Below are 24,998 nucleotides of genomic sequence, written 5' to 3' on the forward strand. Positions count from 1 at the left end.
CTCGTCTTTTTCAGCTGATAGAAAAAGTCTGATCCTCTTCCTGCTTGTCCGGTTTGGGATCGAAAAGATCGCTGACGGCTTTCGCAAAGGTAAGATAAAGCTTTTTAAAATCATCATCCACAGGAGGATGCATAAAGCTTTGCACGAGATTACGGTAATACCATTCCTGCTTCTCCCTGCCTCGGTTAAACCGCGTCCAAAGCTTCTCTCCTTCTTTTTGATAGTCTTCCAGCATCGTCAGAACATTATGCAGCTTGTCGGCGCAGGCTACGGCCTTGATCACCGGTATCGCCGTTTTCAGGTATTCAATGGTATGTTCTTTGCGTTCTTCCCACGGTAGCGATTTGTCCGGCTCCGAACACCCTTCTACGATCAGGGCAACCTTGTTGCCAAATTTATTACGGAGATATTCCGAATTAATAATGGTATCCTCAACGGTATCATGCAGGATCCCAGCAACAACAATGTCTTCCGCACATCCTTCTTTCTGCAGGATCATTCCAACTGCATACGGGTGTGTAATATAGGGCGTATTGGTCCCTTTCCTGAACTGATTCTTATGGGCATTTGCTGCGATGTCTATTGCGGCGAATACTTTGTTCATTCTTCCTCCTAAAGGTTAACCCCAAAATAATCAACTATCAATTTAACGCTTTTTCGAAATCCTGTCCAGTCAAGAATGTAGGATTTCCTGTTTTTTAACCATTATTCCAACAACGATTAGACAACGATTAGACAACAACCAGACAACTACTCAAACACATCACGGGCCAGTATATCAATTTCCGCTTTCAGTCTGGCTGTTTGATTCTGATCAAGCTGCCATTTACCATCATTAAATACGACGACATCGCCTTCCTTAATCCCCGCAGGAAGATCAGTGAAGTTAATATTCTTTCTGTTGTTGCCGTCAAACTCCACCACGGCGACGCTGCCTTCGAAACGATCAATAACACCCTTCATTTTGATGCCACCTTTTTGGAATAATTAACCCATCAGTTCCATTATTTTGATGTAATCTCCAGCGTATGAAATGTCACTTCTGATCCGTCGGATACCGCAACAATCGTCCCATCCAGATCCGTCCTGAATACCTTGACTCCCCTATTCTTTAGCTTATCCAGTGTATCCTGTGCAGGATGATCATAATCATTTTCTTTCCCGACGCAAATCATTGCATATTCAGGGTCTACCAGATCCAGAAAGGACTCGGATGTTGCGTCGCTGCTGCCATGATGACCAACTTTTAGGACCGTCGACCTCAGATCATACGTGCTCACATTCCGCAGCATTTCCGACTCTGACACTTCTCCGGCATCACCGGTAAATAAAAAAGAAGTGCTGCCGAATGCTATCCTGATCACAGCACTGTAATTGTTCAGATCCTCATAATCTGAACCGTTCGGAGCGAGTACAACGGCAGTCACGCCGTCCCCTAAGTCCAGCTTAACACCTGTTTTCGCCGGTGTTATTTTGAGGCCTTTATTTTTTACCGCGCTAAGTACATCCTTGAACGTTTCAGTCGTATGTGTTTTGCCCGGCATGATGATTTGCCCGATTTTAAAGGTATCGATTACGGCATCAAGACCCCCGATATGGTCCTCATGGGGATGGGTGCCAACGACAATATCCAGTTTACTTATTTTTTGTTTTTCTATGTACGAGGTAACCGCTTCTGCATCTTCATTATTCCCTGCATCGATCAGCATAGTTTTCCCCGAAGGGGCTTTGATTAGAATGCAATCCGCCTGCCCGACATCAATGAAATGGACTTGAAGGGTGCCTGAGACTGAAGCAATATCCGCATCTGAGCCGGTATTGGAGGAATTCGGATTTGACGACAGCGTACCTTTTTGATCTTTGACCGCAGTCGCTGTCTGCCGCGACTGATCCGAAAAAGTTGCTGAGCTGCCGTTCAGTGAGCTGTAACCAAGTAAAACTAGTACAATTAGGCAAAGAATCGTTAGAAGTAATCTTTTTTGCTTTTTCATTGAGCTCCCTTTTCACCTTTTGGCCTTACCCTTATGGCAATTAGGCTCTTTACATCATCAAGGACTGACCTGTCATCTACTTTGATCATTAACCAACGTCCGCCACAGGAAAAAGCTGTTTTGAGATACAGGCCTTGCACGAATGGTGTAAATGTACCCAACGCCATCTCTGTCTCTTCCTCCTCTTTGTTTCCTACCACGACTAGCGCAATAAAATACCCCTCCATCGGATAAAGCGTACATAATGATTTACTGCCCTTTTGATATTTAACATTCCAGCCTGGCTGGCCGGAACATTTGCTATAAGTCGTTTTGGGCTTCACCTGGTAGGCTCTTTCAATATAGGAAAGCAGCTCCGACCAAAGCGGTTCACCTTTACCAATAAATTGCTTAATGTCTTCAAAAGATGGTTCGTGATTTACATTAAACTGATCACACCACTGCATTGGCAGTCCCTCCTGTGACTCTGACAGAAATCAGATATGGACAAATTTCCCTTCTTGTTGTTGAGTCTACCTCAAAAGATTTCCTTGGTCTGCTTCCATAACTTCATGTATTGTCCGAAGTGCACTTCTATGATTTGTCTCGTGGAATACAGCTATATTTTAACATATCTTACAAAAAAGAGGTAAAATAATTGGGAAAATCATAGGATGAGGTTGTTATCTGCTGTCTTCTTATGCTATTATAATTTAATAATATTAATTCAAAAGCGCAGAAAGGAGTTTTCGAGAATGTTATCCGAAGATGATCGGCGCCTCCTTCATATCCTGTCCCAGGACTGCCGTCTGACTGTGGAAGATTTAGCAATTCAGACCGGCCTGACAGCGGATTATATTAAAAAGAAAATTAAACAGTGGGAAGATGATAAGGTCATCGCCAAATACGGTATCCTTATCAATTACGACCAACTGGAAGAAGATAGGGTTACTGCATTAATTGATGTCAAAGTCCTGCCCCAGCGCGGCAATGGCTACGATAAAATTGCCCAGCGGTTCCAAAAGTTCAGTGAGATTAAATCCGTTTATCTGATGTCTGGGGATTTTGACCTTTGTATCATTATCGAGGGCCGTAACATGCATGAAATCGCCCAGTTTGTTTCCGATAAATTGTCTCCCCTGGATGTAATCCAGTCAACTTCAACCCGCTTCATTCTGCGCAGGTATAAGCAGGATGGCATAGAATTTCACGGAGAGGAAGAGAGACCGCAGCGTCTCATGATAACGCCATGAAGCAATACTTATCACCACTGGCTTTAAATCTGAAGCCATCAGGAATACGAAAGTTTTTTGACCTGGCCGCTACCGTGGACGGTGTAATCTCCCTCGGCGTCGGCGAACCGGACTTTGCAACTCCCTGGGTCATGACGGAAGCTGCTATTTTTTCCCTGGAGCAAGGCCAGACCATGTATACCAGCAACGCAGGTCTGATCGAACTTCGCAGGGAATTATCCAAATATATGGCTAAACACCAAGGCTTAGACTATAATCCCGACGAGGAAATCCTGATCACCGTCGGCGCCAGCGAAGCGATCGATCTGGCGATGCGCGCGCTGATCGTGCCGGGTGACGGCGTGCTGATCCCTGATCCCTCTTTTGTGGCCTATGCTGCCTGTGCGGAAATCTCCGGCGCAGAGGTTCATTATGTTAAAACAAGTGCAGAACACGATTTCCGCCTGCAGGTCGAAGACCTTCAGATGGCTTATACGCCAAACTGCAAGATTTTGGTTCTGTCTTATCCAAATAACCCTACCGGCGCAGTCATGACCAGAGAGGATTTGCTGCCGATTGCCCGGTTTGCATCCGAAAACGATCTCATCGTCATTTCCGACGAAATTTATTCAGATCTAAACTACGGTGGAGAGCATACGCCGTTTGCATCGTTGCCTTATATGTGGAACCGCACGCTTCATGTCAGCGGCTTCTCCAAGGCTTATGCGATGACTGGCTGGCGGATCGGCTACGTAGCCGGGCACCCTGACCTGATTCAGGCCATGCTGAAAATCCATCAGTATACTATCATGTGCGCCCCGATCATGGCGCAGGTCGCCGCACTGGAAGGGCTGAAATCCGGAGAAACGGCCAAACAGGAGATGGTGATGGAATATGACCGCCGCCGCCGGATTATGGTCCACGGCTTAAGGGAAATGGGGCTGACCTGCTTTGAACCATTGGGGGCTTTCTATGTCTTCCCCGACATCACGGCTACCGGACTGAATTCTGAAGAGTTTGCCGAACAACTGCTGAAGGAAGAGAAGGTCGCCGTCGTTCCGGGTACAGCTTTTGGTCCGGCCGGTGAAGGACATGTCCGCTGTTCCTACGCCTACTCAACGCAGCAGCTGCAGGAAGCATTGACCAGAATGGCCCGGTTTGTTAAGAAAAGAATATGTTGAACCAGAGTGACATTACCTATTTGATTCGCTGATCGAAGAAACCTTACACGTGTAAGGTTTCTTTTCATTTGGAAATTATTTGATAGTGAAGATTCCCGACCTAAAGAATAACCGTTCTTAATCTGCGACAAAAGATAAGATTAATACCAATAACTGCGATTCCATAATCTCCCAAGCGCAAGGCCTGTAAAAAACGGAAAGAAAAACATTTTTATATCTCCTCCTTGCCTGATATTTCCAGCATATTATATGCGTTCTTAAGACAGTCCGTTAAAAAAGACGCATAACATTATAGTTTTCCATCATTTCCTTAGGGTTTTATAAATAATTCTAATGCTAAACCAGACCTAAAAGGTGTGGTAAGAAATGAATCCATGGGCATTATTAAAGCCTTCCTCCGCAATTTTATTTTGCGGGGAAGGCATTTTTAGATTCCAAATAAAAGGTAATAAATTGTTTTACCAGATCTTCTTAGAACTTAAGTAACAACTAGGTATGGCTGTACCTTTTCTTTCCGGCAAAAGCATTGACAATGAGCAGAAGAATGATTGCCCCGACTAATGCCACAACGAAACTCCATATATTAAATCCGCTTATCCCTATTCCGCCAAAAAGGTTGACGATCCATCCGCCTAGAAAGCCTCCAATTATTCCTACAATGATATTTAAGCCAACGCCCATTCTGGCATCATTTCCCGTAATCATGCTTGCTGCCCATCCTGCAAGACCTCCTAGTATGATCCAGCCAATAATACTCATGTTAAATTCCTCCTGATAAACAATTATTCAGCTGTTATATCGTATTATCTTCTTTTTTATCGATGTTATTCATTTTTATCATGTAGTAATTTACCTTAATTGATTTTACATAAATCTTTATCATCATGTAAAAAATATGTCTATTCAAATTAAAGTCAAATAACAGAAATGTAAAATACGATGAATCAGCTGAAACAGTTCTCATTTAGTAACATCGGCGGACAAGGTACTCTTAATAATCAAATCATTCAGCAAAGCCAGCAGGCTACGAGTCAATTGCAGCAGCAAATTCAGAACTTCTGAAATCAAACCCAGCAGCAGAAACAACAGGCCGATCAACAGTTGCGTCAAGCTATTCAGAATGCAATGAATGCTTTATCGCAGGCCAACCAACAGATCCAAGCACATCAAGTTCTTGAACAAATGAGCAATCTTATTGATCAAACCCAGGCTCAATTACATCCAACAGAGCCAAAACATGATTTCTAACCAGCAATAGGGTCAACAGTCTGGACAATCCCAACAAAATATGCCTAGGCAGAGCCATTAATCGTTCTACTTGCGATGGACGCGCTTGGCTTTGACTATCATTTTCCCGCTGCCGGGCGTGGACTTTCACCCGTTAGACTTCGCCCATGCCGGGCACATAGCAAAAAGATGCTGCAAGTCATTAATGCGCAGCATCTTTTTTGTATTATATGGTTTATTTTGGCAATATATGTTATAATTGCTCTGCAACAGATGGCGTGCAGGGCGGTCGGCATTCCCTCCGGAGGTGATGCCATGGAAGTATATCAAACACTAGCACTGATGATATCCTTTGGAACATTGGTGGTTTTAATACTTTCATTCAATAAACGGAAATAGACCGCCCACTCACATGGAAAACGGTCTATCCGTGTCCATTAGCCGACCGCGCTTAAAGCGGCTGTTGCGGGGAGTCATGTAGCTGCATGATTCCTCTTTGCTTATATTATATACCATATTTAAGTTAAAATACATAGTTATATGTAAAATTTTGTTAACACCTTTTTCTTAAGCGGGGCATCTGCTGTTTTTTGTCACGATTGTCAGGCTTATCCCATATGATGCCAATAAAGTACAGGAAAAAGCGGTATAGAAATGAGTTATTTTCCCAAGACATAACGTCAGTTCAAATTCGCAACCGGGGGTCTGTTGACAAACCTGGCTTAAAATGAAATATATATACTTAGTAAACGGGCCTTAATCGGATATTTCTCTTTAAAACAACATCTAGAATATAAAGAAGATATGGGACAGCCGGCAAGAGCGGTGCTGTCCCATATTTCACTAGTCTTTTAAGATTTAATGCCATTGCTGAAAGGAAGCATTGTTCTTGAACCTTCCAGACGCCTCGTTTTCGGGTAAACCTTAAGTTGTGACATCGTTTTTGCAAAGCAAAGTTCCCTTCACTGATCACTTGACGTTTTCGCATTACATGTCGGTAGATAGCAGTACCAATTAAAGCGTGATTGCGTTCCTGATCCTCTTGATAGAAATCCCGTCGGACCTCCTTATAACTAGCCTTTCCGGTAATGCAACGGTTTTTCAAAGGACAGCTTTTACAATCTTGTGATCTTGACACATAGTTTTTACCAACTCGATAACGCACTTTTCTTACGCCTATGTAATGTAATGTGCAACCATTTGGACAGATATAGCAGTCATTCTTACCGTCATATCTGAAATCATCAATTGAAAACAGGCCTCTTTCTTTGCGCCAACTGGCATTATGACCGGTATTCAGATGGATATATCCTCTAATTCCAAGCTTGTGGAGACCATGATGTACTGCGACTGTATCATAGCCGCTGTCCAATCCGGCGAAGCGGAACGGTATTTTTAGTTTCTGTTTCTGGTATGCTATACGTTTAACACAATAGGGAGCATCTGTCACATCTCCCGGCGTAACATGCACGTCTGTTATGATACCGTATTGGATATCTGCGCTTTGATGGCAAAGGTAGTGGAATCCTGCCGGCTTGGGATGTCTGTGCATCCATCCAGCTTCAGGATCGGAGACGGCCTTTTTTTTTATGGTCACAGTCATGTCGGCATCTTCGCTTTTTTGCCGGATGTCCTGGCCATATTCGTCATTTAGTTTTTGCCAGTACTCATTGGGCCCTTCCATGAGAAGCACTTCCTCTGCATTGCCATTAGCAGCGTTAGCTTTGATATGCGTGGAATCCATAACCACGCATTCACCGCCAATAAGTCCAGCTTCAGCACATTTTTTAACCACTGTGTTAAATATCTCCTGAAACACTTCTGTATCCTTAAACCTGCGCTTGCGGTTTTGGGAAAAGACGGAGTGATCCGGGACTTTGTCTTCCAGATCAAGGCCAAGAAACCAGCGATAGGCGATGTTGACCGTAATCTCTTCCTCGAGCTTTCGCTCCGAATCTATCCCGTACAAATAGCCGATAAGTAGCATTTTTACTAAAATGACCGGGTCGACTGATGGTCGTCCTATGTCACTGTACACCGGCCTCATGATTTCATATATGAAGCTGAAATCTATTGCCGCATCCAGCTTCCGAAGGAAGTGTCCTTTAGGTACAAGGTCTTCCATTAATACGCACAGCATCCGATTTTGTCTGCTTTTTTGCTCTGTCATCATCGTCATCACCCTATTTCATTATACCATTCCAGAGGGTGATATCGTTTGATTTTACAAGACCTTGGGGAAAGTTTTAAATTTCGTCGTTTAGAATTTGAGTACACTAGTATAGTAAATTTCAAAATTGTCAAATATTAAAATTGAGTTATTCTACACCGTTTGTCAACAGACCCCCGGTTGCGAATTTGAATCACAGCGGAAGGCTTGACGGCGCCCTTACTTCGTCTTTCTGAAATAAGCATATGTCATCGGTTCACCCGCACTGCGGACTTCCGCTGCCGTGACTTTTCCCAAAAACAGGGTATGCGTACCGGTATCCATTTGCTTCACGACTTCTGCCTCCATGGTGGTCAGCACTTCATCAAGCAGCATAACGCCGGACGGCCCGCGGTGCGCTTTGATTCCTTCGAATTTATCGGCATCCCTGCCGGACCTGTAGCCAAATCTTCTAACGAGATCATGTCCATTCTGATCCAGGACGGATATGCCGAATTTGCCGCTTTGCACGATCAGTTCATGCGTGTAGTTTTTCTTATTAATACCAATCGCAATCTGCACGGGATCGGAAGTAATCTGGAAACAGGTATTGGCTGCCTGCCCGTTGTCTTTACCGTTAGCGGCCGCCGTAATAATAAACAAACCGTAGGAAATGGACTGCACCGCTTTAACAATCTTCTCCTCGGGGCTTAATCCGGTCTGAGCAGGACTCGTCAGGGCAGCTTCGGCATTCTTGACGGAATCGTTCTTGTTGTTTTCGTTCTGCCTCGTTTCCTCCTCCACCCTGACAAAGTTGCTGGAATCAACACCGCAGACCGGACAGGTTTCCGGAGGATTATCTCCTTCATGTATGTAGCCACAAACAACACAGCGCCATTTCATATCTCCACGCTCCCTTTTGTAACAATAATTTATTTATAATCATTGTAACTTACTTTTACAGATTTTTAAACTCCCAATATACTTTTTTTAGAAAAGTATGATTTAATTCCAGCTTCATCTCTTCCATGGCTTTTTTGCGGACAAGATCCTTAAAGGTTCCGAGGCTCCAACCGCTTAATCCCTGCTGCATCGCATACTGCCGGAATAGTTTCCAGTCAAGCTGCATCAGGTTTTCTTTCTGCCACAAAGCCACCGCGATCAGTTCGGCAAAAATTCTTTCAAAAATACTGTTCTGAGTAGTGGTATGAAGTTTTCCGGCCTGATAATCTGCTTTCCATATAATCAAGAAATCATGGATGTTCTTTAATTCAAAGTTTCTGCCGTCCCAGCAGACTTTCCAAACGAGCTCCGCCGCTCTGTTCTTGAAAGACCGCTTGGCAAATTCCCCTCTGAACTCCGGCATGAATACGAGTGTTGCCTGCATATGGTTCTCAACAAGTTTAATAAGGTTTTGTTCCTGTTTTTTGCCGACCCCGTCAAAAAACATCGAAAACGTATAGCGTTTGAGGACATCGGCCAGAAGCCTGGCGCTTGCCGCTTCATGCATCAGGAAATGTCGTTTGCCGTTTTCGACGTAGATAAGACCAAAATTGGTCGGTTCACCGTCTATGACTTTTTTAAACTGCACAATTTCCGGGTATTGGTCCAGTCTTGCCCCAAGGATCCGAATCTTTTTTCCAATGAAAGACTTCAGCTTATATTCCAGTTCCCGGGGTCCTCTTGTCCCGACGATTTTAAATCCCTCAAGCGAGTAGTTCTGGTCGGCAAACTTTAGTGTCCCGGATACATGGCATTCCCGGCTAGCTACTTCCCACTTGCCGGAATCATGAAACAGGCCTGCCAGACGCAGATATAGATCTTCAGGGGTATTCCGAAATACGGCCATGGTATGTTCCCAGACATCCAGGGAATGGTACTGATTCTGTTCAAGACCTTTCAGCCTGGCCAACTCAGGTAAGTACATATCCCAGTAACCGATTCTGTCCAACATCCGCACAGCCTTTTCAGCCTCAGCCAAAACAAGAATCCCGGCAAGTTCCGCCGTAATTCTTTCCCGGGATGTGCTGCTCAAAAAAGAAAGATGGTCCGTTGCCTGCTCCCAGGTATCGGGATCGATTTCCAACGAGAACTTCACCGCAAATTTAACCATCCTTAAAATACGGACAGGATCTTCCCGGAACCGTTCATCAGGCTTACCGCAGGCTTTAAGAATTTTGGCTTCCAGATCCTTTCTGCCTTCCATCGGGTCATAAAATTCCCCCGACACCGGATCCTGATAAATCGCATTAATGGTGAAGTCCCGGCGCTGGGCATCTTTCTCTAGTTCTTCGGCCTGCACCACATCCACTTTGGAACCTTCCGTAAAAATGCTGGCTGTCGAGAAATGCCTGCCAATGATCCGAACGGAGAAGCCTTGCTCACGGAGGATATCTTGGACCTCTTCAGGGCTCAGCCCACACACCAAATCCATGTCCGGAGACTCCAGTCCCAGGACCTGGTTACGTACCGCTCCTCCTACGATCCAGATGCGGGTATGGCGGGACAATTGTTCGATAACACTTTTCTGGAAGTCATTCATAGGACTCCTCCGGATCTCTTTTTATGCCTGTTTCTCACGTTTCAATATTCTGAGTTCCTACTTAGTTGAGCGTTCTATATTCAAGTACGTGTTTCTTAATACCCTGTCCTATCGTCTATAATATTGATCATTTGACCCGGGTCAGGATATTTAGCCAGATTTGTCTGGAACACTTCCCACATGCGTTCAGAGGTTTGAACCGTCCTGCCGCCGATATGCGGCGTAAGGAAGACATTATCCAGTTCCCAAAACGGGCTATCTTCCGGCAGCGGCTCTTTCCTGAATACATCAAGCGCCGCCGCAGCTATCTTCTTACTTTTAAGTGCTTCAATCAGGGCATCCTCGTCAACGACTTGTCCTCTGGCCACATTGACAAATAGTGCTCCGTCCTTCATCTGATGGATAAAGTCTGTATTAACAAAATCTTTCGTTTCCGATGTCAGCGGCAGGACGATTACAACTACATCACTGACCGATAGAATCCCGGGCATTTCCTCCGGGGTCACAATCTTCGCGAAAGCCTGATCCTGACTGCCATGAAGTGACACGCCATATACCGTCATCCCAAAAGCCCCGCACCGCTTGGCAATCTCTTTGCCAATGGTGCCTGCCCCAACGATGCAGACCGATTTGCCGTACATTTCGGAAATCTTCGGTTTTGCGCTGAATATCTTCTGTTCCTGCTGTGACACAAATGTATTGCCCTGTCTTAAGAGCATCAGGATACTCCAGATGACGTGCTCGGCCATCTGGATCTTATGGGCGCCTTTGACATTCGTCAGCACGACGCCTCTCGAAACAAGCCGGTCCAGAGGCAGCATATCGACCCCTGCGCTTAAGGTTTGAATCCATTTGAGATTCGGATACAAATCAATTGTATCCTTTTTAATATCCCAGCCATACGTAAGCAGTACATCCGCTTCCTGATCTGCATCCGTAAAGTCTCTCACCTGAACGATTCGGGTACTCGGTCGTATTGCCAGCAGCTTTTCCAGGAGATCATCCGGTATTTTTATACTGCTCAGGATCTTCATTACTTTTCTCTCCTCTTGCTCCTGTCATATTTTGGTTCGTATTTTGTAACGGGAGTCTGGGTGCCACAATTCTGCTTTCGGCAGATAGCGCCCTCTATGGCGAGTCGCTCTTTGCCATCCATGGCATCGCGACATTAGGCCATCCGTGGCCGTCTAACAGCCGCGCTTCGTATCCATGCTCCGCTTGACCGTCGGAACTTGTGCCACCCAGACCTAATATGGGGTAATCAGGATTGTATGAAATTATTTGAGTAAAGAATTTAAGAATGTTGTACTAGGTACGTTATCTAAGGTTCTCAGGATTCAGGACCTGCAGCCCCGGCGGCATAAACCTGCCGTCTTTCCTGATCAGTTCCCCGTCAAAATAGACCTCACCGCCGCCGTATTCCGGTCTCTGGATGCATACCAGATCCCAATGGACGGCTGACTGGTTGCCATTGTCGCATTCGTCATAGGCCGAACCTGGGGTGAAATGAAAACTTCCGTCGATCTTCTCATCAAACAATGTATCTTTCATCGCCTTCTGAATGTACGGGTTAAAGCCGAACGAAAACTCACCGATATACCTGGCACCTTCATCAGTATCGAGAATTTTATTAATTCTTTCGGTATCGTTGGCTGAAGCCTTGATAATTTTGCCGTCTTTGAATTCCAGTACGATGGATTCATACGTAAATCCCTGATAAACAGCCGGGGTGTTATAGGTGATGATACCGTTGACCGAATCTCTGACCGGCGCTGTGAAAAGCTCGCCGTCAGGAATATTCATCTTACCGTCGCACTTGATCGCCGGCAGCCCCTTGATTGAAAAAGAAAGATCAGTTCCCGGCCCTGTGATCCTCACCATGTTGGTCTTTTCCATCCGTTCTTTCAGCGGGTCCATCGCTCTGGACATTTTGGAATAATCGAGATTGCAGACTTTAAAGTAAAAATCTTCAAAAGCTTCCGTACTCATCTCAGCAAGCTGTGCCATCGACGGATTCGGATAGCGAAGTACACACCAGCGGGTATGCTTGACTCTTTGCTCGGAATGGAGCGGTTTCGAGTAATGGCTCAGGTAGATTTGCATTTTATCCGCAGGGACATCAGCCAGCTCGTTAATATTTTCTCCGGAGCGTATTCCGATATAAGCCTGCATGTCCTTCATTCTGGCGACTTCCCACTTTGCCTGGCTTTGTGCCTGTTCAACTGAAAGCCCTTTTAATATTTCACGCTGCAGGGTATGATGCGTAATATTAAGAAAAGGCTGCGCGCCGGCTTTATAAGCCTCTCTGACCAGCGCCCGGGCTAAAGGAATTTCCAGCCCCGACAGCTCAATCAGGATATGTTCACCTTCCTTTAACTCAATGGAATAATGGATTAAATTTTGGGCCAATACGTCTATTCTCTGATCATTCATGCTGTATTTAACCTCTTTTCTGCTTGTTCGTTTTGCCTTCAGGGATAAATCTTGGAAATCCTGCTTGATTTATCAAACTGACCGATATTGGTTAATTTTTACTATAGTTATTATAATATATTTTTTATTTCTTTACGCAACATCTTGCTAAATTATTCTATTAAATCATAATATATGTCTATCAGATAATGCTTATTCTATTAGGAGAAGAACATGAATGCAAATAAATTATTCACATACACTTTAACGCCCGAAGATGAAGGCAGGAAATACCAGGACATACTTCTAAGGCGCTTCCATTTTTCCCGCAAGGTGCTGCAAATGCTGAAAGTCGGCGAAAATGTCTGGATTGATGGCAAATTCACCTATCTGACTGCTCGCGGCAAAACCGGACAGACCCTTGTCGTGAATATCCTGGAAGAAGAGCCGGCAACGGTCTCCGGAGAAACGCTGCCTATTGAGATTCTCTTTGAAGATGAAATCTTCCTCGCTGTCAACAAGCCGCCCGGCCAGGTCATCCACCCAAACTCGAGGTATCAGACCGGAACGCTCGCCAATGCGGTGGTCGGCTACTGGGAAAGCAAAGGTGAAGCCAGGCCATTCCGGCCAGTCTCGCGGATTGACCGCAATACGTCCGGCGTTGTGCTGATCGCCAAATCTCGCTATGCCCACCAGCAGCTGGCCGCCCTTTCTATCAGAAACAAAGTTGAAAAGAAATATCTCGGTATTGTGGAAGGGAACTTTCCTTTGGAACAGGGTGAATGGCCCCTCCCGATCCGGCTTAAGTCGGGCAGCAAGATTGTCCGGGAAGTTCATCGGGACGGACAGTCGGCGCTGACGCTGTTTCGAACGCTGCAGCATTACCCGGGCTATACCCTGATGGAATTCACCCTGATTACCGGTCGGACGCACCAGATCAGAGTACACGCCCAGGCGGCCGGCCATCCCCTTTTGGGAGATGATTTGTATGGCGGCAGTATGAAATATATGCAAAGGCAAGCCCTGCACTGTTATAGCTATGCTTTCATGCATCCCTTAAATATGCAGCCTCTTCAAATCCAGGCTCCGATGCCAGAGGATATCGCTATGCTTATCCAAAGTAAAAAATAATACCGCTCCTTGCCATCTGGCAGCGCGATATTCGTTCCTGAGTTCAAAAGAACAGCTAAATCTGATGATTTATTTCGTACTCATTTTCAGAATTTTTTTGTGTGATTTCTGACTTCCGCTGTAACGTCTGAAGTATGTCTTCCTGTCTTTTTTCAATTGCATCTAAACGTTTCAGTACTTCCTCAATCAGGATCTCCGATTTCAGGTTAACCTCATAATCATGCTCTGCTCTTAGTCGGTCCCTGTTCTCCTGCCTGTTTTGACTCATCATAATAACCGGCGCTTGCATTGCAGCGATACAGGATAGCACAAGATTTAACAGAATAAAAGGGTACTGGTCAAATGCATGACCGAATAGAAGTATGGTATTTAGTATGATCCAGGATAAAAGGACGGAAATAAAGATGATGATAAAGGTCCAACTGCCTGCGAAGTCTGCCAGCTTATCCGCCAGCCTTTCACCAAAAGAAAGGCCTTCTTCATGTGCTTCAAAGGTATTCTTTGAGTGACGGGCTTCGGCAAGTTCCTCAATGGTTTTATTTTCAATGTCTTCCACGAATTCACCCTCTTCAAATTTACTGTAAATCTTCTTTTCCTATCATAATCAATTTCTAAAGCCAAAACAAGTTTTTAGGATAGAAGCCATTGCTAAAAAAGTCATTGCTAAAATTCACATTCAAATTATAATGATAATATTAAGCAAGAAAGGAACTGGATACCATGAATGCAGATGAAATCAAGCAAGGATTACGCCAATACGGCTACATAGCCGATGACAGTACCGCCATGGTCCTGCAATATTCCTTGCTGCTGAATAAACCCCTGTTAATTGAAGGTCCGGCCGGAGCCGGAAAAACTGAACTTGCCAAGGCCTGGAGCCAATACCTCAATAGAGAATTGATCCGCCTTCAGTGCTATGAAGGCATCGACGAAGGCAAAGCTCTTTATGAATGGGACTACCAGAAACAGCTGCTCTATATTCAGACGAAAGGACCGGGAACCAAAGAGTGGTCTGATACGAGTGAGAATATTTATACAAATGAATTTTTGCTGAAAAGGCCTTTGTTGAAGGCCATAACAGGCGAAACCCCTTCCGTTTTGTTGATCGATGAAATCGATAAAAGCGACGAGGAATTTGAAAGCTTTCTGCTGGAGATCCTCTCGGACTGGCAGGTTTCCATACCTGAGATTGGGACAATCCCTGCTATAAGCATACCTTCCGTCCTATTGACCAGCAACAGCACGCGAAACTTAAGCCAGGCGTTAAGGAGAAGATGCCTGTACCTGCATCTGGATTACCCGAACGAGCAGAGAGAACTTGAGATTCTTCAGATCCACTTCCCGCATCTAAAGGAGAGTCTTGGCAAACAGGCGGTTACTTTCATCCGCAAATTGCGGCTCGAAAAGCTCAAAAAACACCCCAGCATCAGCGAAGTGATCGATTGGGTCAACATCCTGGAACAGCTGCAGGTCGAAGAACTAACGGCGGAGGTCGCTTCCAGCGCGCTGAACATCCTTTTCAAATACCAGGATGACTGCCAGCATGTCCTGGAAAAAGTGAACCAAAAGGATTGGTTTGATGGAATACTTCATTCTTAAAATAGCCAGACTGCTCAGAGAGTCCGGCATTAACGTAAATTCGCGCGAAACATCTGACTGCATCCGGCTACTGAAAATGCTCGATCTTGATAAAATGGACAAATATACTTTTTATCAGCTCATTAATACGACGCTGATCAAATCTCCTTGGGGCCTTGATTATGCTTTATGGCTGATCGAGCTATATTTTGGCCCTGATTTGGAAATGTTGTCGGACCATCTGGGCATTCTGGAAAGACGAGGCCGGTTTTCCCCGGAAGATGGTCAGGGCGGCAGCGCGGGAAAAACTGTCCCGATCGAAATGTTAATTGAAGCAGTTTTGAACAATGAGATTGACCTAATTTATGTAGTACTTCAGGGTCTGCATTTGCATCTTGACATAAATCTTGAACACCGCGAAAAAAGCCTGGCTAAGTTCCAGACGCAAAGCGGCTGGACTAAAGCGGCTAATCATATGGAAAACGCCTTCCGGCAGGCTGAACTTACTGCAGAAGAATATCAGGCTGCGCGTCAAGCCCTTGAAGAGTGGAACAATTTACTGAAAGATGAAATTGAACGCCAGCTGGCCAGGAATATGAGTTCAGAGCATTTGATCCAGGAAATGAAGAAGCGAAATCCACGCACGGTATCTTTTCTGGATTGTGACGATGCTCAGATTGGCCAGATGTCGCAGGAAATCCAAAAAATAGGCCGAAAACTGGCCGTTCGCAAAGGGAGACGCCGTAAGGTCGGTCCTAACGGCACCATAAGTTTGAACCGGAGTATCAAACACGCACTGAAAACCTGCGGAACCCCGCTGAACCTAATAAAAATGCAGCGAAAACAATCGAAACCCGACCTCTGGCTGCTCTGTGACATGTCCAATTCCGTTAGCAAATTTATTTACTTCATGCTGATGTTTGTCTTTGCGACCCAACAGCGCTATGCCAACGTCCGCTCGTTTCTGTTCGTCGATCAGCTCGTGGAAGCGACAGATTATTTCCAGGAGCAGGACTGGACAGGCTCACTCAGCAATCTACGCAAGGTTAGCAGCTATAACCGTACAGGCTATTCCCATTATGGTAATGTGCTGCTGCAGTTTTTCGACCGCTATCTGCCTTTCCTGCCGAAGAAAACCACGGTACTGATTTTAGGGGACGGCAAAAATAACCGGAACAGACTGGACGGCAGTGAAGTCCTGGCCCAGATCAAAGAAAAAGCCGCAGCCTTGTACTGGCTGAACCCCCTAAGCAAGGACCAGTGGGACAAGGGCGACTGTCTGATGACGAAATACCAGGAGTATTGTACCGGGGCTTTTTCGGTATCTAACATCGAAGAACTGGAACAATTTCTGAACTCTCTTTAGGTTAAGACAACCGCGAAATGAAAGGGACGAATCTTTATCCCCATTATTTAATTGAGGGAATAAAAAATTCGTCCCTTTAATCAGCTTATCCTCTCGCTATACCGCAAAGTCCACATGCTGGACCGTCCCGGCTTCTCCGTTCTCTTTCAGGAATATGCCGGTTTCCTTGATCTGAGCGTCTAAATGATTATCCGTATCTTTCAGTGAAAGTAGCGAATCGACATTGCCTAAATAGATTGCGCCGATTCCAACCTGACTTAAGGCTAGTAGCTGGTCGTTGCCGGCGGCATCCTTAATCCAAAGGCTAAGTTCTTTGTAGATGAAATCGTTTTCATCGATCCAGCCGTTTTGATCGTTATCATATTTGGCTAATTCCTTAAAACCGTCTCCGCTTGTCGGCCCGAAGAGCTCACTGCCGTCATTGATGACTCCGTCGTTGTTCTCATCCAAAGCAAGGAACCCGCTGCCTTCAGCCAGGAAAGACATCGTATCCTGCGTTCCGTCGGCATTAAGGTCAAAATCCGTTTTTAATCCTGACAGGCTTGCGCCGCCTGCACCATAATTAATCACTAACGGATCGACCAAAGCATCTCCGGCTTTGATATCGATACGCTGATAGGCTGTATACTCGCGGCTTGTCGTGATATCCAGCTTAAATTTTATTTCACTGCCATCTTCGGTAAGAATTGTGCCCTGGGCTGAAAAGTTCATGGATTCTTTTTCTGTATAGGACTCTTCATAGTGATAATTGATGCCCCAGCCAACCCTCTGACTGCCGTTCCCATTATTGTTGCCGTCGTTCTTTGCTGCCATCAGGTGACCAAAATCACTGTTACCCGGACCTGAAAGAGTTAGTTTGTTCGGTACATCAATCGTTACCTTTTTCCCGGACAGCTTGGAAAGAAACTTTTCCAACAGGGAGATAATTTCTTTCTCCCTAGGGCTGAGTTCAAAGAATTCATCTTCCGACTCAGCAGTTGTTTCTGAGCTGCTCACTGCGGGATTCTCCTGTAATTTAGCTAAAGCGTCACTTGAAAGTGTCAGCGAATCCGCAGTTGGCTCTGTTTCATCGTTTGCATCCGTGCCCTGTCCGTCAACCCAGGCTTTCAGCCTTTCATTGACGGTCTTTTGCTGTTCCAGCTTGTAGTCCGAATAAAGATCAACAGCTGAACTTAAAACCTTCATCTTCATCCCTCCATGGATATTAGACTTCCTTATTATTATCGTAAAGATTTTTAGTTTTCTTAAGACCCATGGAGGTTTCTTTGAAATTTCTTGGAATCAAAAAAAGATGCAATCATACATCTTTTTAATAATCACGTAGCCTTCGACTGAGAAGTCCAACTGTTTTCCCAAATATTAATTGTCTCCTGCCGCAATCTCCCGAAGCCCGGTCTCGAGGATCTCCATCTCACCGATCTCATTATCTCCGGCAACCCCGAGCTCTTTGAATTTCCTGGCGGTCACGAGTACCCGGTTCTCATAGGAGCCGACGGCCCGATTGTAAGCCTGAGTGGCCTGAGCAAGTCCTTTGCGGATGTCCAACAAATGCTCGGTCAAAACGCTGATCCTGTCATAGAGCTGTTTGCCGAGCTCGCTGATATCGCGGGCATTTTCGTTGATCTGTTCCTGGCTCCACCCGTAAGCCACGGCTTTAAGCAGCGCGATCAGCGTTGTCGGGGTCGCCAGGATGACCCTTTGCCCGGCGCCGTATTCGATGAGTTCCGGATCTGACTGCAGCGCAGCACTGAAAAAGGTTTCACCCGGCAGAAACATGACAACAAATTCGGGCGTAAAATCGAACTGGTTCCAGTAAGACTTCGCGGCAAGTTTGGTAATATGGTTTTTGACCTGCCGGGCATGACCCGATAACTTTGTTCTCTTATGGTCTTCATCGAGGGCTTCCACAGCTTCGAGATAATCCGCGAGCGGGGCCTTGGAATCGACGACGATCGTTTTATTCCCCGGAAGCCGGATAATCATATCCGGGCGCTGCCTGCCGGACTCGCCGCTGACTTCCTCCTGCTGGTAAAAATCACAGTGCTCCACCATGCCGGCCAATTCTACAACCCGCTGCAGCTGGATTTCTCCCCAGCGGCCTCTGACAGTCGGCGATTTCAAAGCAGAAGTCAGCTTCAAGGTCTCCCGCTGCAGCTTTTCCTGCCCGAACGCCATATTTTCGACTTGCTTAAGCAACCCTTCATAAGCCCCTGCTCTTTTTTGTTCCAGTTCGTTAATCTTTAGATCAACTTTGTCGAGCGATTCCCGCAAAGGCTTTACGAGTTCATCGATAGAAACCTGCCTTTTTTCCAGATCAGCCGAAGCCTGAATCTGAGTCTTCTCGAGTACGACCTTCGCCAATTCGAGAAAGGACTGATTGTTGTTCTTAAGTGCCTCAGCGGATAAGGCCTTGAAGCCGCTACTGAGCTCCTCCCTCGCATGACTGAGAAGCATTAATTTCTCTTCATACGCTGTCTGCTCCATCTCGAGCCGGGTACGCAGTTCAGAAATGACAGCGGAATTTTGCATTCTTCTTTCAAATTCCCGATTCAGTTCCGCATGCAGCCTTTCATTCTCCTGCTCAAGCGTCCGGGCCTTTTCCAGTAGTCCTCTGGCTTGGCCTCCACGGATACTGAACCCTGTCCCAAATCCGAGAATGATCCCAACCATGACTGCGCTGATGAGATAAAGGAAGACTGGATCCATCCGGCATCCCTCGCATATCTATATTATTATCGGAGTTATCGTCTTTGCGGTTTGATAATCGTAATCTTTTTATGCCAAGTGCTGTATCATGTACGCATCCTACTTCAAATAGTCTTCAGGCAGTTTGGTCAGGGGTCCAAAACTATCCAAAGGCCAGTACCTGATCCAGACCCTTCCCAATATCTTATCCTCGGGCAAGGCCCCCCAACGATGACTGTCGTAACTGGCAGGACGGTTATCGCCCATCATGAAGTAGGAATCCTCTGGCACAGTTTCAGGCCCAAATTCATAATCAGCCGGATATTCGACATAAGGTTCATCTAGAACCTGGTCATTAATATAGACTTTTCCATTTTTGACTTCAAGCTTTTCTCCGGGCAAGCCGATGACTCTTTTGACGAGGTCCTCATCCTTCATCATAGATTCGGGAGCTTCAAAAACAATAACATCTCCGCGCTTGATATCGCCGCATTTATAAAAGAACCGATCCACGATTAAACGATCCTGAAGCTGAATCGTAGGCAGCATCGAGCCGGTCGGGACGATTCGCGTATCAATCAAATAATTTCGGATCACCATAGAGAGAACAAAAGCAATTGCAACGATGACGACCCATTCAAACAACGATTTCATAAAACCCTTCAACACAAATCACCTTCCACATTTCTTCAATATCTCAAATTTCAAAGGTTAGCCCAAACCTAGGTTACTTTCTCTATTAATCTATATATTCCTGCCTAAACTATCTGAAAAAACAAAATGCTCCCAATGGAAAAGGATAACAAAAACCACAACGAAAAGCAAGGCTGGAACAAAGGCCTTGTCCCGCCCTGCTTATATACATGTTTTCAAGGATTAAAAATTCTATTTTTTTATTACGCTTTTGTGTTGACAAAGCACAGAGCCATCAAATATAATGTAATCTGTCGATGCGGCCGTGGCGGAACTGGCAGACGCGCTAGTTTCAGGTACTAGTGGGCTAACGCTCGTGGAGGTTCAAGTCCTCTCGGCCGCACCAAAATTCGAAAGTTAAAAACCCTTGATAATCAAGGGTTTTTTGTTTTGCCAAAAATAAATATCCATTTATAAAAAGATTATAACTCTTTATTTCCCTTTTTCCCTTTTTCGTTATTCGAGCCAATTCCTTTCAATATTTTCACAAACCATGGAATGGGTACCTTATTAATTTTTGCTGCATATCCAATGACTCTTGTAACATAGATCAGCCCTACCCAAAAGACAATCAGATAATGAACATTGGATACGACTTTGGCTGGAAAATATTCAATACTACTTAGCCCGAAAGTCAAGTCGACAAAGTAATTATGGGCAATAACGCCAACCATAATTGCTGCTAAGTTTACGCAAAAAGCACATAGCTTGGCTTGTAAGCTATGATCTTTCTCCTTCCCTTCTTTAACCGCTCCAGGTAATAAGCTTATTAATGCGTCAAAAACGGCAAGTCCGATAAACCCACCAATAATACTGAAAATAGGAATACCAGTCCAAGCCGCAAAAGCAGAACCTAGAGCCGCTAGAGAGGCAATTAAGCCGACATGCTGCGTATAAGAATTTTTAATCTCTTCAGCGAAAGATTCAATTGGAGAACAAGCAAGCCATCCCATAATAGCACCACCAATCCTTGATAGAACACTATTATGTTTATTCAATGACTTTGGTTCTTTATACCCTGATCTTATTTCAAAACTTTTTTCATCCGTAAAAACCACTGTATATTCGGCAAATAAAACCTTATGTTTTTCATAAACATCAACATTCAGCCCATGAATTCCCGCGCTAGATGTTAATTCTATATTATTTGGTGAAGTGAAGCTTTTTATAGCAGATATAAAATCCGAATGATTACTCTCAGGGAAAGCTTTAGCTTTTGATATTTTATTAAAGTCTACATCCATCGTGAGCGTATTCATTCTTTTTCTCCCTCTCCCATCGTTATTAATATTCGATATTCGTTGAGTTTCTTCCTCCCTTTACTGACAACAAACTTGTATGATCCGAGCGATTTTATGAGCATATCGTTAAATACAATCTTTACCGAGATATCCTTTGTTCCTGTTGGTATCTCAATTTTTAACGGTAGTTTGGTGACATACTCATCTTTATCATCTTTTACTGTCATTTCAAGTATGATGTCACCCTCATTTTCTTCAGCCTCTTCCGACTCAAAAACCTGAACCCCAACGACAATATTAAGGGATATTTTTTCAAACAAAGCTTTAATTGTTTTTGTGAAAAGAATGCTCTTATAAGTTAAGGATTCATTTTCATTAATGACATCTTCACACGCCATAATATATGGGACGTTAACTCTAGCCATACGATGTATCCACCTTAAACCATAGAATATTTTACATATCTTACATAATAAAGGAATTAATTAAGTTTGTCATTAATTTTCCAGAAAAATGCAAAATCTTTTTTGCTTCTTATATAAAAGAACAACCCGACCAGAGCCGGGTTAAAATGGGATAGAAAAATAAAACGAAAAAGTTTACATCGTTACTATACAATTCAATTGTGACAATTGTGTGACTTTATGATTAAACGATTACCGGTTCAACTGACCACATTTTCGGGAAACCCTGCCAGAAACTGTTCCAGATTGCGCACAGCCAGATCCATCAGCCGGGTTCTTGCCTCCAGCGAGGCCCAGGAAATATGCGGTGTAATGATGCAGTTCTTAGCCTGAAGTAACGGGTTGTCCATTTGAATCGGTTCTGTCGACACAACATCCAGCGCGGCTCCGGCAACCTTTCCGCTGTTCAGGGCCTCGGCTAAATCCGCCTCAACAATTAAAGGTCCTCTTGCATTGTTTACGATCATCACACCGGGCTTCATTTTAGCAATACTCTGCTTGTTGATGATTCCTTTGGTATTTTCAAACAATGGGCAGTGCAGCATGATTGCGTCGGATTCGGCAAGCAGTGTATCCATATCGGCATATTTCATATCAGGGCTTTCCAAGGACGGATCGGGATTACTGTCAACAGCCAGGATCCTCATCCCCAAAGCCTGAGCTATTCTTCCGGTTGCTTGGCCAATTCTGCCGTAACCGATGATTCCCATGGTCTTTCCCGCCAGTTCTATGAGCGGGTAGTTCCAGTAACACCAGTCCGGATTGCCGGACCATTCTCCTCTCCGAACCGATTCGCTGTGCGGCCAGACATGGCAGCACATTTCAAGTAGCAGCGCAATTGCCATCTGCGCGACAAAATTCGTCCCGTAGGCAGGAATATTCGTTACGACAATTCCTCTTTCTTTGGCTGCCTCAACATCGACAATATTATAGCCTGTTGCGAGAACCCCGATAAATTTTAAATCAGGTGCGTTTTCCAGCACTGTTCTGGATAAAGGTGTTTTATTGGTAAAGACGATCTTCGCCCTGTCAATCCTTTCCAGGATCAAATCTTCATTACCGGCATGATAGGCGGTGCGGTCATAGACGGTAAGCTCCCCAAGCCTTTCCAGCCCGCTCCATGATATATCTCCAGGATTAAGCGTATATCCATCCAAAACGACGATCTTCATAGTGTCCTCCCTGTACGATTTTGAGCGTTAATGATCTTTTGCGTATGACCCTCCATGCTGGAATGATTGTCCAGCCAGGTACAGACGCAGGATCCTTTCAGCAGCCCTCTCCAGCAGCACTTCCGCATTCTGAATTGCGTCTGCTAGACTAACAGGTCCTTCCGTAATACTAAATACACCGGAAAAACCATGTTTGTAAAGCTGTTGGGCATCTTCCGTCAGCCCGCCAGACAAACAGACGACTGGGACTTGATGTTTTACAGCTTTTTCAGCTACGGCCAGCGGCACTTTGCCAAAGAGCGTCTGGTAATCGGTCAAACCCTCACCTGTTATGACTAAATCCGCATCGGTCAGAACTTTGTCCATATCTGCTGCCCTCATTATGAGCTGCGCACCGGGCTGCAGATTCGCCTTCAGAAAAGCAATCAGAGCCGCTCCAACACCACCTGCAGCTCCGGCACCAGGTATATCCTGCACCTGAAGGCCGGTGCTTTTCTGAATGATTTCAGCATAATGCCGGAGATTCTTGTCCAATAGGGCCGCCATCGCCGGTGTTGCTCCTTTTTGCGGGCCATAGACTGCCGAGGCCCCCTGCGGTCCGCATAGCGGATTGGTCACATCACATGCAGCCATGATCTCCGTATCGCTCAGCCTGGAGTCAAAGCCTGAAAAATCCATATCCGTTATTTCAGTCAGATGGCCGCCTCCAAAACGAATTTCCTGACCATGCCGATCCAGGAGTCTTACCCCTAAGGCCGTGACCATTCCGGCTCCTCCGTCATTCGTGCCGCTCCCGCCGATACCCAGAATTAACTTTTTAGCTCCAGTGTCCAAGGCATGCCTTATTAACTCTCCAACACCATAGGATGTCGTCAGCAGAGGGTTTCTAAGCTTTGCAGGAATTAGATTTAAGCCTGCCGCCGCTGCCAGTTCGATCACAGCTGTTGTTCGGTCTTCTAACAAACCAAAAAAAGCATCCGTCGTTTCACCCAGAGGCCCTTTTACCCTGGCAGGTATGATCTCACCACCCAAAGCCGCAATCATCGCGTCCACGGTACCTTCGCCGCCATCAGCCATCGGGATCAATTTTACAGCAATATCCCGTTCAACGTTCCGAATGCCTCTTTCGATTGCCCTGGCAGCGCTCAGTGCGTTCATACAACCTTTATAAGAGTCAGGTGCGACAACAATTTTCATGGTACCCTCCCAAAAAATTTAAGCAAGAAATCCGACATTCCCTACTTAAAGTTTTCAGTTGCTTCCAAAGGACTGTTTGCGAGGATATCCTCCACTTCTTCGAATCCTTCGGGGAAAGCATAGTTGTAACGTGCAGGAAGCGCCAATACATATCTGGAATTTCGGCCAAGCTCGCTTGGCGGCATTGGTGCCGCGCCAACACTGAATTTTTCATTCAGTAAGTCTGTCCATTGGTCCAGTGTAAATATCATAATCGGAATATCCTGACGAGACTGCTCCGAAGTCCATAGCGGATGACGAATCCGAATTAGCTGACCCGTTTCAATCACTTGACCGCTTTGCGGACCATCCACAGCAATACCTTTCCATTGCTCAGTTACAATTGAGTAGCCCTTCCAACTGTCCGGCAACGTAAAATTAATGCCATACACCGTGTTCTGATAGATCACCGGACCGTTGTCTTCGTTTGCCTCGTTTGATCCGTTTGAGCCGTTCGTCTGACCTGTCTGATTTGTTTCCTGATTCGTACCATTCATTTGATCGTTGTTTGCACAGCCAGCCGTCAAAACTCCCAGCCCCAAAATCAAAATCATTAAATAGAAACCAAACCGTTTCATAACTGCCCCTCCCCTTCCTTCTGGAATCAGCTTTATCATAGCATTATTTTATTCCCTGATACAATATCTGACGAGGATGAACTATACGAATCACCTTTAACCCGTTAGCACTTATTATCAATGTCTGTCTGCATTTTTTTA

At 45.2% G+C, this 24,998-nt stretch carries 26 protein-coding genes and 1 tRNA gene; 7 read left to right on the forward strand and 20 right to left on the reverse strand.

Going from position 1 to position 24,998, the window contains the following annotated elements; all coding sequences use genetic code 11:
* Positions 1 to 10: 10 nt before the first annotated feature.
* The 4 genes from AAH944_RS08650 to AAH944_RS08665 form a co-directional block, all read right to left on the reverse strand.
* Positions 11 to 604, reverse strand: a complete 594-nt coding sequence (locus tag AAH944_RS08650) for an HD domain-containing protein (RefSeq protein ID WP_415534365.1) — start codon at positions 602 to 604, stop codon at positions 11 to 13.
* A gap of 146 nt (positions 605 to 750) precedes the next feature.
* Positions 751 to 963, reverse strand: coding sequence for a DUF3006 domain-containing protein (locus AAH944_RS08655; protein WP_415534367.1), 213 nt, complete (start codon positions 961 to 963; stop codon positions 751 to 753).
* A 41-nt stretch (positions 964 to 1,004) separates the two neighbouring features.
* Positions 1,005 to 1,991, reverse strand: coding sequence for a ComEC/Rec2 family competence protein (locus AAH944_RS08660; RefSeq protein ID WP_415534369.1), 987 nt, complete (start codon positions 1,989 to 1,991; stop codon positions 1,005 to 1,007).
* Positions 1,988 to 2,437 carry a DUF3788 domain-containing protein gene (locus AAH944_RS08665; protein ID WP_415534371.1) on the reverse strand — a complete coding sequence of 150 codons (450 nt, stop codon included), beginning with the start codon at positions 2,435 to 2,437 and terminating at the stop codon, positions 1,988 to 1,990. The genes AAH944_RS08660 and AAH944_RS08665 overlap by 4 nt, the downstream gene beginning before the upstream one ends.
* 288 nt (positions 2,438 to 2,725) lie before the next feature.
* Here AAH944_RS08665 and AAH944_RS08670 point away from each other — a divergent pair, with 288 nt between their 5' ends.
* Positions 2,726 to 3,223 carry an Lrp/AsnC family transcriptional regulator gene (locus tag AAH944_RS08670; protein WP_020490936.1) on the forward strand — a complete coding sequence of 166 codons (498 nt, stop codon included), beginning with the start codon at positions 2,726 to 2,728 and terminating at the stop codon, positions 3,221 to 3,223.
* On the forward strand, positions 3,220 to 4,383 hold the full coding sequence (locus tag AAH944_RS08675) for an aminotransferase class I/II-fold pyridoxal phosphate-dependent enzyme (protein ID WP_415534373.1): 1,164 nt from the start codon (positions 3,220 to 3,222) through the stop codon (positions 4,381 to 4,383). Before AAH944_RS08670 ends, AAH944_RS08675 begins: the two co-directional genes overlap by 4 nt.
* Before the next feature lie 489 nt (positions 4,384 to 4,872).
* Here the strand turns inward: AAH944_RS08675 and AAH944_RS08680 are convergent, their stop codons facing one another.
* On the reverse strand, positions 4,873 to 5,142 hold the full coding sequence (locus tag AAH944_RS08680; RefSeq protein ID WP_415534375.1) for a GlsB/YeaQ/YmgE family stress response membrane protein: 270 nt from the start codon (positions 5,140 to 5,142) through the stop codon (positions 4,873 to 4,875).
* Positions 5,143 to 5,343: 201 nt separating this feature from the next.
* The gene (locus AAH944_RS08685; RefSeq protein ID WP_415534377.1) at positions 5,344 to 5,493 is read right to left on the reverse strand and encodes a hypothetical protein; all 150 of its coding nucleotides are present in this window, start codon (positions 5,491 to 5,493) and stop codon (positions 5,344 to 5,346) included.
* Positions 5,494 to 5,925: 432 nt separating this feature from the next.
* Here AAH944_RS08685 and AAH944_RS08690 point away from each other — a divergent pair, with 432 nt between their 5' ends.
* Positions 5,926 to 6,009, forward strand: coding sequence for a putative holin-like toxin (locus tag AAH944_RS08690; protein WP_415537833.1), 84 nt, complete (start codon positions 5,926 to 5,928; stop codon positions 6,007 to 6,009).
* 343 nt (positions 6,010 to 6,352) lie between these two features.
* Here the strand turns inward: AAH944_RS08690 and AAH944_RS08695 are convergent, their stop codons facing one another.
* The 5 genes from AAH944_RS08695 to AAH944_RS08715 all read right to left on the reverse strand — a co-directional run bounded on the left by AAH944_RS08695 (position 6,353) and on the right by AAH944_RS08715 (position 12,734).
* On the reverse strand, positions 6,353 to 7,780 hold the full coding sequence (locus tag AAH944_RS08695; RefSeq protein WP_415534379.1) for an IS1182 family transposase: 1,428 nt from the start codon (positions 7,778 to 7,780) through the stop codon (positions 6,353 to 6,355).
* Between the two features lie 219 nt (positions 7,781 to 7,999).
* Positions 8,000 to 8,662: a flavin reductase gene (locus tag AAH944_RS08700; RefSeq protein WP_415534381.1), complete on the reverse strand. Its 663-nt coding sequence runs from the start codon at positions 8,660 to 8,662 to the stop codon at positions 8,000 to 8,002.
* Positions 8,663 to 8,717: 55 nt separating this feature from the next.
* Positions 8,718 to 10,301 carry a CCA tRNA nucleotidyltransferase gene (locus AAH944_RS08705; protein ID WP_415534383.1) on the reverse strand — a complete coding sequence of 528 codons (1,584 nt, stop codon included), beginning with the start codon at positions 10,299 to 10,301 and terminating at the stop codon, positions 8,718 to 8,720.
* Positions 10,302 to 10,396: 95 nt separating this feature from the next.
* Positions 10,397 to 11,335 carry a D-2-hydroxyacid dehydrogenase gene (locus AAH944_RS08710; RefSeq protein ID WP_415534385.1) on the reverse strand — a complete coding sequence of 313 codons (939 nt, stop codon included), beginning with the start codon at positions 11,333 to 11,335 and terminating at the stop codon, positions 10,397 to 10,399.
* A 283-nt stretch (positions 11,336 to 11,618) separates the two neighbouring features.
* Positions 11,619 to 12,734 (reverse strand): aminopeptidase, encoded by a 1,116-nt coding sequence (locus AAH944_RS08715; protein ID WP_415534387.1) that lies wholly within the window; start codon positions 12,732 to 12,734, stop codon positions 11,619 to 11,621.
* A 213-nt stretch (positions 12,735 to 12,947) separates the two neighbouring features.
* On the opposite strand from AAH944_RS08715, the gene AAH944_RS08720 reads away from it, so the two are divergent.
* Positions 12,948 to 13,844 (forward strand): RluA family pseudouridine synthase, encoded by an 897-nt coding sequence (locus AAH944_RS08720; RefSeq protein WP_415534389.1) that lies wholly within the window; start codon positions 12,948 to 12,950, stop codon positions 13,842 to 13,844.
* Positions 13,845 to 13,899: 55 nt separating this feature from the next.
* On the opposite strand, the gene AAH944_RS08725 is transcribed toward AAH944_RS08720, so the two are convergent.
* Entirely contained in the window at positions 13,900 to 14,400 is a 501-nt protein-coding gene (locus AAH944_RS08725) for a DUF1003 domain-containing protein (protein ID WP_415534391.1), read from the reverse strand.
* Between the two features lie 164 nt (positions 14,401 to 14,564).
* On the opposite strand from AAH944_RS08725, the gene AAH944_RS08730 reads away from it, so the two are divergent.
* Both AAH944_RS08730 and AAH944_RS08735 read left to right on the forward strand, forming a co-directional pair.
* Complete coding sequence (locus AAH944_RS08730; RefSeq protein ID WP_415534393.1) at positions 14,565 to 15,443, forward strand: AAA family ATPase; 879 nt, start codon at positions 14,565 to 14,567, stop codon at positions 15,441 to 15,443.
* Positions 15,424 to 16,788 (forward strand): VWA domain-containing protein, encoded by a 1,365-nt coding sequence (locus AAH944_RS08735; protein WP_415534395.1) that lies wholly within the window; start codon positions 15,424 to 15,426, stop codon positions 16,786 to 16,788. The genes AAH944_RS08730 and AAH944_RS08735 overlap by 20 nt, the downstream gene beginning before the upstream one ends.
* Positions 16,789 to 16,884: 96 nt before the next feature.
* Here AAH944_RS08735 and AAH944_RS08740 read toward each other — a convergent pair whose 3' ends face one another.
* From AAH944_RS08740 to lepB, 3 genes are all read right to left on the reverse strand, one after another.
* Positions 16,885 to 17,973, reverse strand: a complete 1,089-nt coding sequence (locus AAH944_RS08740) for a hypothetical protein (RefSeq protein ID WP_415534397.1) — start codon at positions 17,971 to 17,973, stop codon at positions 16,885 to 16,887.
* A 174-nt stretch (positions 17,974 to 18,147) separates the two neighbouring features.
* On the reverse strand, positions 18,148 to 19,494 hold the full coding sequence (gene rmuC, locus AAH944_RS08745; protein ID WP_415534399.1) for a DNA recombination protein RmuC: 1,347 nt from the start codon (positions 19,492 to 19,494) through the stop codon (positions 18,148 to 18,150).
* A gap of 99 nt (positions 19,495 to 19,593) precedes the next feature.
* Positions 19,594 to 20,127, reverse strand: a complete 534-nt coding sequence (lepB, locus tag AAH944_RS08750; RefSeq protein ID WP_415534401.1) for a signal peptidase I — start codon at positions 20,125 to 20,127, stop codon at positions 19,594 to 19,596.
* Positions 20,128 to 20,425: 298 nt separating this feature from the next.
* Between lepB and AAH944_RS08755 the strand changes: the two genes are divergently transcribed.
* Positions 20,426 to 20,512 (forward strand) — tRNA-Leu (locus AAH944_RS08755).
* Between the two features lie 76 nt (positions 20,513 to 20,588).
* Here the strand turns inward: AAH944_RS08755 and AAH944_RS08760 are convergent.
* The 5 genes from AAH944_RS08760 to AAH944_RS08780 all read right to left on the reverse strand — a co-directional run bounded on the left by AAH944_RS08760 (position 20,589) and on the right by AAH944_RS08780 (position 24,857).
* Entirely contained in the window at positions 20,589 to 21,425 is an 837-nt protein-coding gene (locus AAH944_RS08760; protein ID WP_415534403.1) for a hypothetical protein, read from the reverse strand.
* Positions 21,422 to 21,832 (reverse strand): hypothetical protein, encoded by a 411-nt coding sequence (locus tag AAH944_RS08765; RefSeq protein ID WP_415534405.1) that lies wholly within the window; start codon positions 21,830 to 21,832, stop codon positions 21,422 to 21,424. The genes AAH944_RS08760 and AAH944_RS08765 overlap by 4 nt, the downstream gene beginning before the upstream one ends.
* A gap of 239 nt (positions 21,833 to 22,071) precedes the next feature.
* On the reverse strand, positions 22,072 to 23,043 hold the full coding sequence (locus AAH944_RS08770; protein WP_415534406.1) for a D-2-hydroxyacid dehydrogenase: 972 nt from the start codon (positions 23,041 to 23,043) through the stop codon (positions 22,072 to 22,074).
* Between the two features lie 27 nt (positions 23,044 to 23,070).
* A complete protein-coding gene (locus AAH944_RS08775) occupies positions 23,071 to 24,240 on the reverse strand; it encodes a glycerate kinase (RefSeq protein WP_415534408.1) in 1,170 nt (389 codons plus the stop codon).
* 41 nt (positions 24,241 to 24,281) lie between these two features.
* Positions 24,282 to 24,857: a hypothetical protein gene (locus tag AAH944_RS08780; RefSeq protein WP_415534410.1), complete on the reverse strand. Its 576-nt coding sequence runs from the start codon at positions 24,855 to 24,857 to the stop codon at positions 24,282 to 24,284.
* Positions 24,858 to 24,998: the final 141 nt, after the last annotated feature.

Origin of the sequence: Dehalobacter sp. CP (assembly GCF_047652685.1) — a bacterium.
Lineage (GTDB): Bacteria > Bacillota > Desulfitobacteriia > Desulfitobacteriales > Syntrophobotulaceae > Dehalobacter.

Coding starts and splice junctions, on each gene's coding strand:
- AAH944_RS08760 (WP_415534403.1), bottom strand. CDS start 21,425: ATGAATACGCTCACGATGGATGTAGACTTTAATAAAATATCAAAAGCT.
- AAH944_RS08740 (WP_415534397.1), bottom strand. CDS start 17,973: ATGAAGGTTTTAAGTTCAGCTGTTGATCTTTATTCGGACTACAAGCTG.
- AAH944_RS08735 (WP_415534395.1), top strand. CDS start 15,424: ATGGAATACTTCATTCTTAAAATAGCCAGACTGCTCAGAGAGTCCGGC.
- AAH944_RS08690 (WP_415537833.1), top strand. CDS start 5,926: ATGGAAGTATATCAAACACTAGCACTGATGATATCCTTTGGAACATTG.
- AAH944_RS08675 (WP_415534373.1), top strand. CDS start 3,220: ATGAAGCAATACTTATCACCACTGGCTTTAAATCTGAAGCCATCAGGA.
- AAH944_RS08670 (WP_020490936.1), top strand. CDS start 2,726: ATGTTATCCGAAGATGATCGGCGCCTCCTTCATATCCTGTCCCAGGAC.
- AAH944_RS08655 (WP_415534367.1), bottom strand. CDS start 963: ATGAAGGGTGTTATTGATCGTTTCGAAGGCAGCGTCGCCGTGGTGGAG.
- AAH944_RS08720 (WP_415534389.1), top strand. CDS start 12,948: ATGAATGCAAATAAATTATTCACATACACTTTAACGCCCGAAGATGAA.
- AAH944_RS08705 (WP_415534383.1), bottom strand. CDS start 10,301: ATGAATGACTTCCAGAAAAGTGTTATCGAACAATTGTCCCGCCATACC.
- AAH944_RS08770 (WP_415534406.1), bottom strand. CDS start 23,043: ATGAAGATCGTCGTTTTGGATGGATATACGCTTAATCCTGGAGATATA.
- AAH944_RS08765 (WP_415534405.1), bottom strand. CDS start 21,832: ATGGCTAGAGTTAACGTCCCATATATTATGGCGTGTGAAGATGTCATT.
- lepB (WP_415534401.1), bottom strand. CDS start 20,127: ATGAAATCGTTGTTTGAATGGGTCGTCATCGTTGCAATTGCTTTTGTT.
- AAH944_RS08715 (WP_415534387.1), bottom strand. CDS start 12,734: ATGAATGATCAGAGAATAGACGTATTGGCCCAAAATTTAATCCATTAT.
- AAH944_RS08650 (WP_415534365.1), bottom strand. CDS start 604: ATGAACAAAGTATTCGCCGCAATAGACATCGCAGCAAATGCCCATAAG.
- AAH944_RS08780 (WP_415534410.1), bottom strand. CDS start 24,857: ATGAAACGGTTTGGTTTCTATTTAATGATTTTGATTTTGGGGCTGGGA.
- rmuC (WP_415534399.1), bottom strand. CDS start 19,494: ATGGATCCAGTCTTCCTTTATCTCATCAGCGCAGTCATGGTTGGGATC.
- AAH944_RS08730 (WP_415534393.1), top strand. CDS start 14,565: ATGAATGCAGATGAAATCAAGCAAGGATTACGCCAATACGGCTACATA.
- AAH944_RS08680 (WP_415534375.1), bottom strand. CDS start 5,142: ATGAGTATTATTGGCTGGATCATACTAGGAGGTCTTGCAGGATGGGCA.
- AAH944_RS08665 (WP_415534371.1), bottom strand. CDS start 2,437: ATGCAGTGGTGTGATCAGTTTAATGTAAATCACGAACCATCTTTTGAA.
- AAH944_RS08660 (WP_415534369.1), bottom strand. CDS start 1,991: ATGAAAAAGCAAAAAAGATTACTTCTAACGATTCTTTGCCTAATTGTA.
- AAH944_RS08700 (WP_415534381.1), bottom strand. CDS start 8,662: ATGAAATGGCGCTGTGTTGTTTGTGGCTACATACATGAAGGAGATAAT.
- AAH944_RS08695 (WP_415534379.1), bottom strand. CDS start 7,780: ATGACAGAGCAAAAAAGCAGACAAAATCGGATGCTGTGCGTATTAATG.
- AAH944_RS08710 (WP_415534385.1), bottom strand. CDS start 11,335: ATGAAGATCCTGAGCAGTATAAAAATACCGGATGATCTCCTGGAAAAG.
- AAH944_RS08775 (WP_415534408.1), bottom strand. CDS start 24,240: ATGAAAATTGTTGTCGCACCTGACTCTTATAAAGGTTGTATGAACGCA.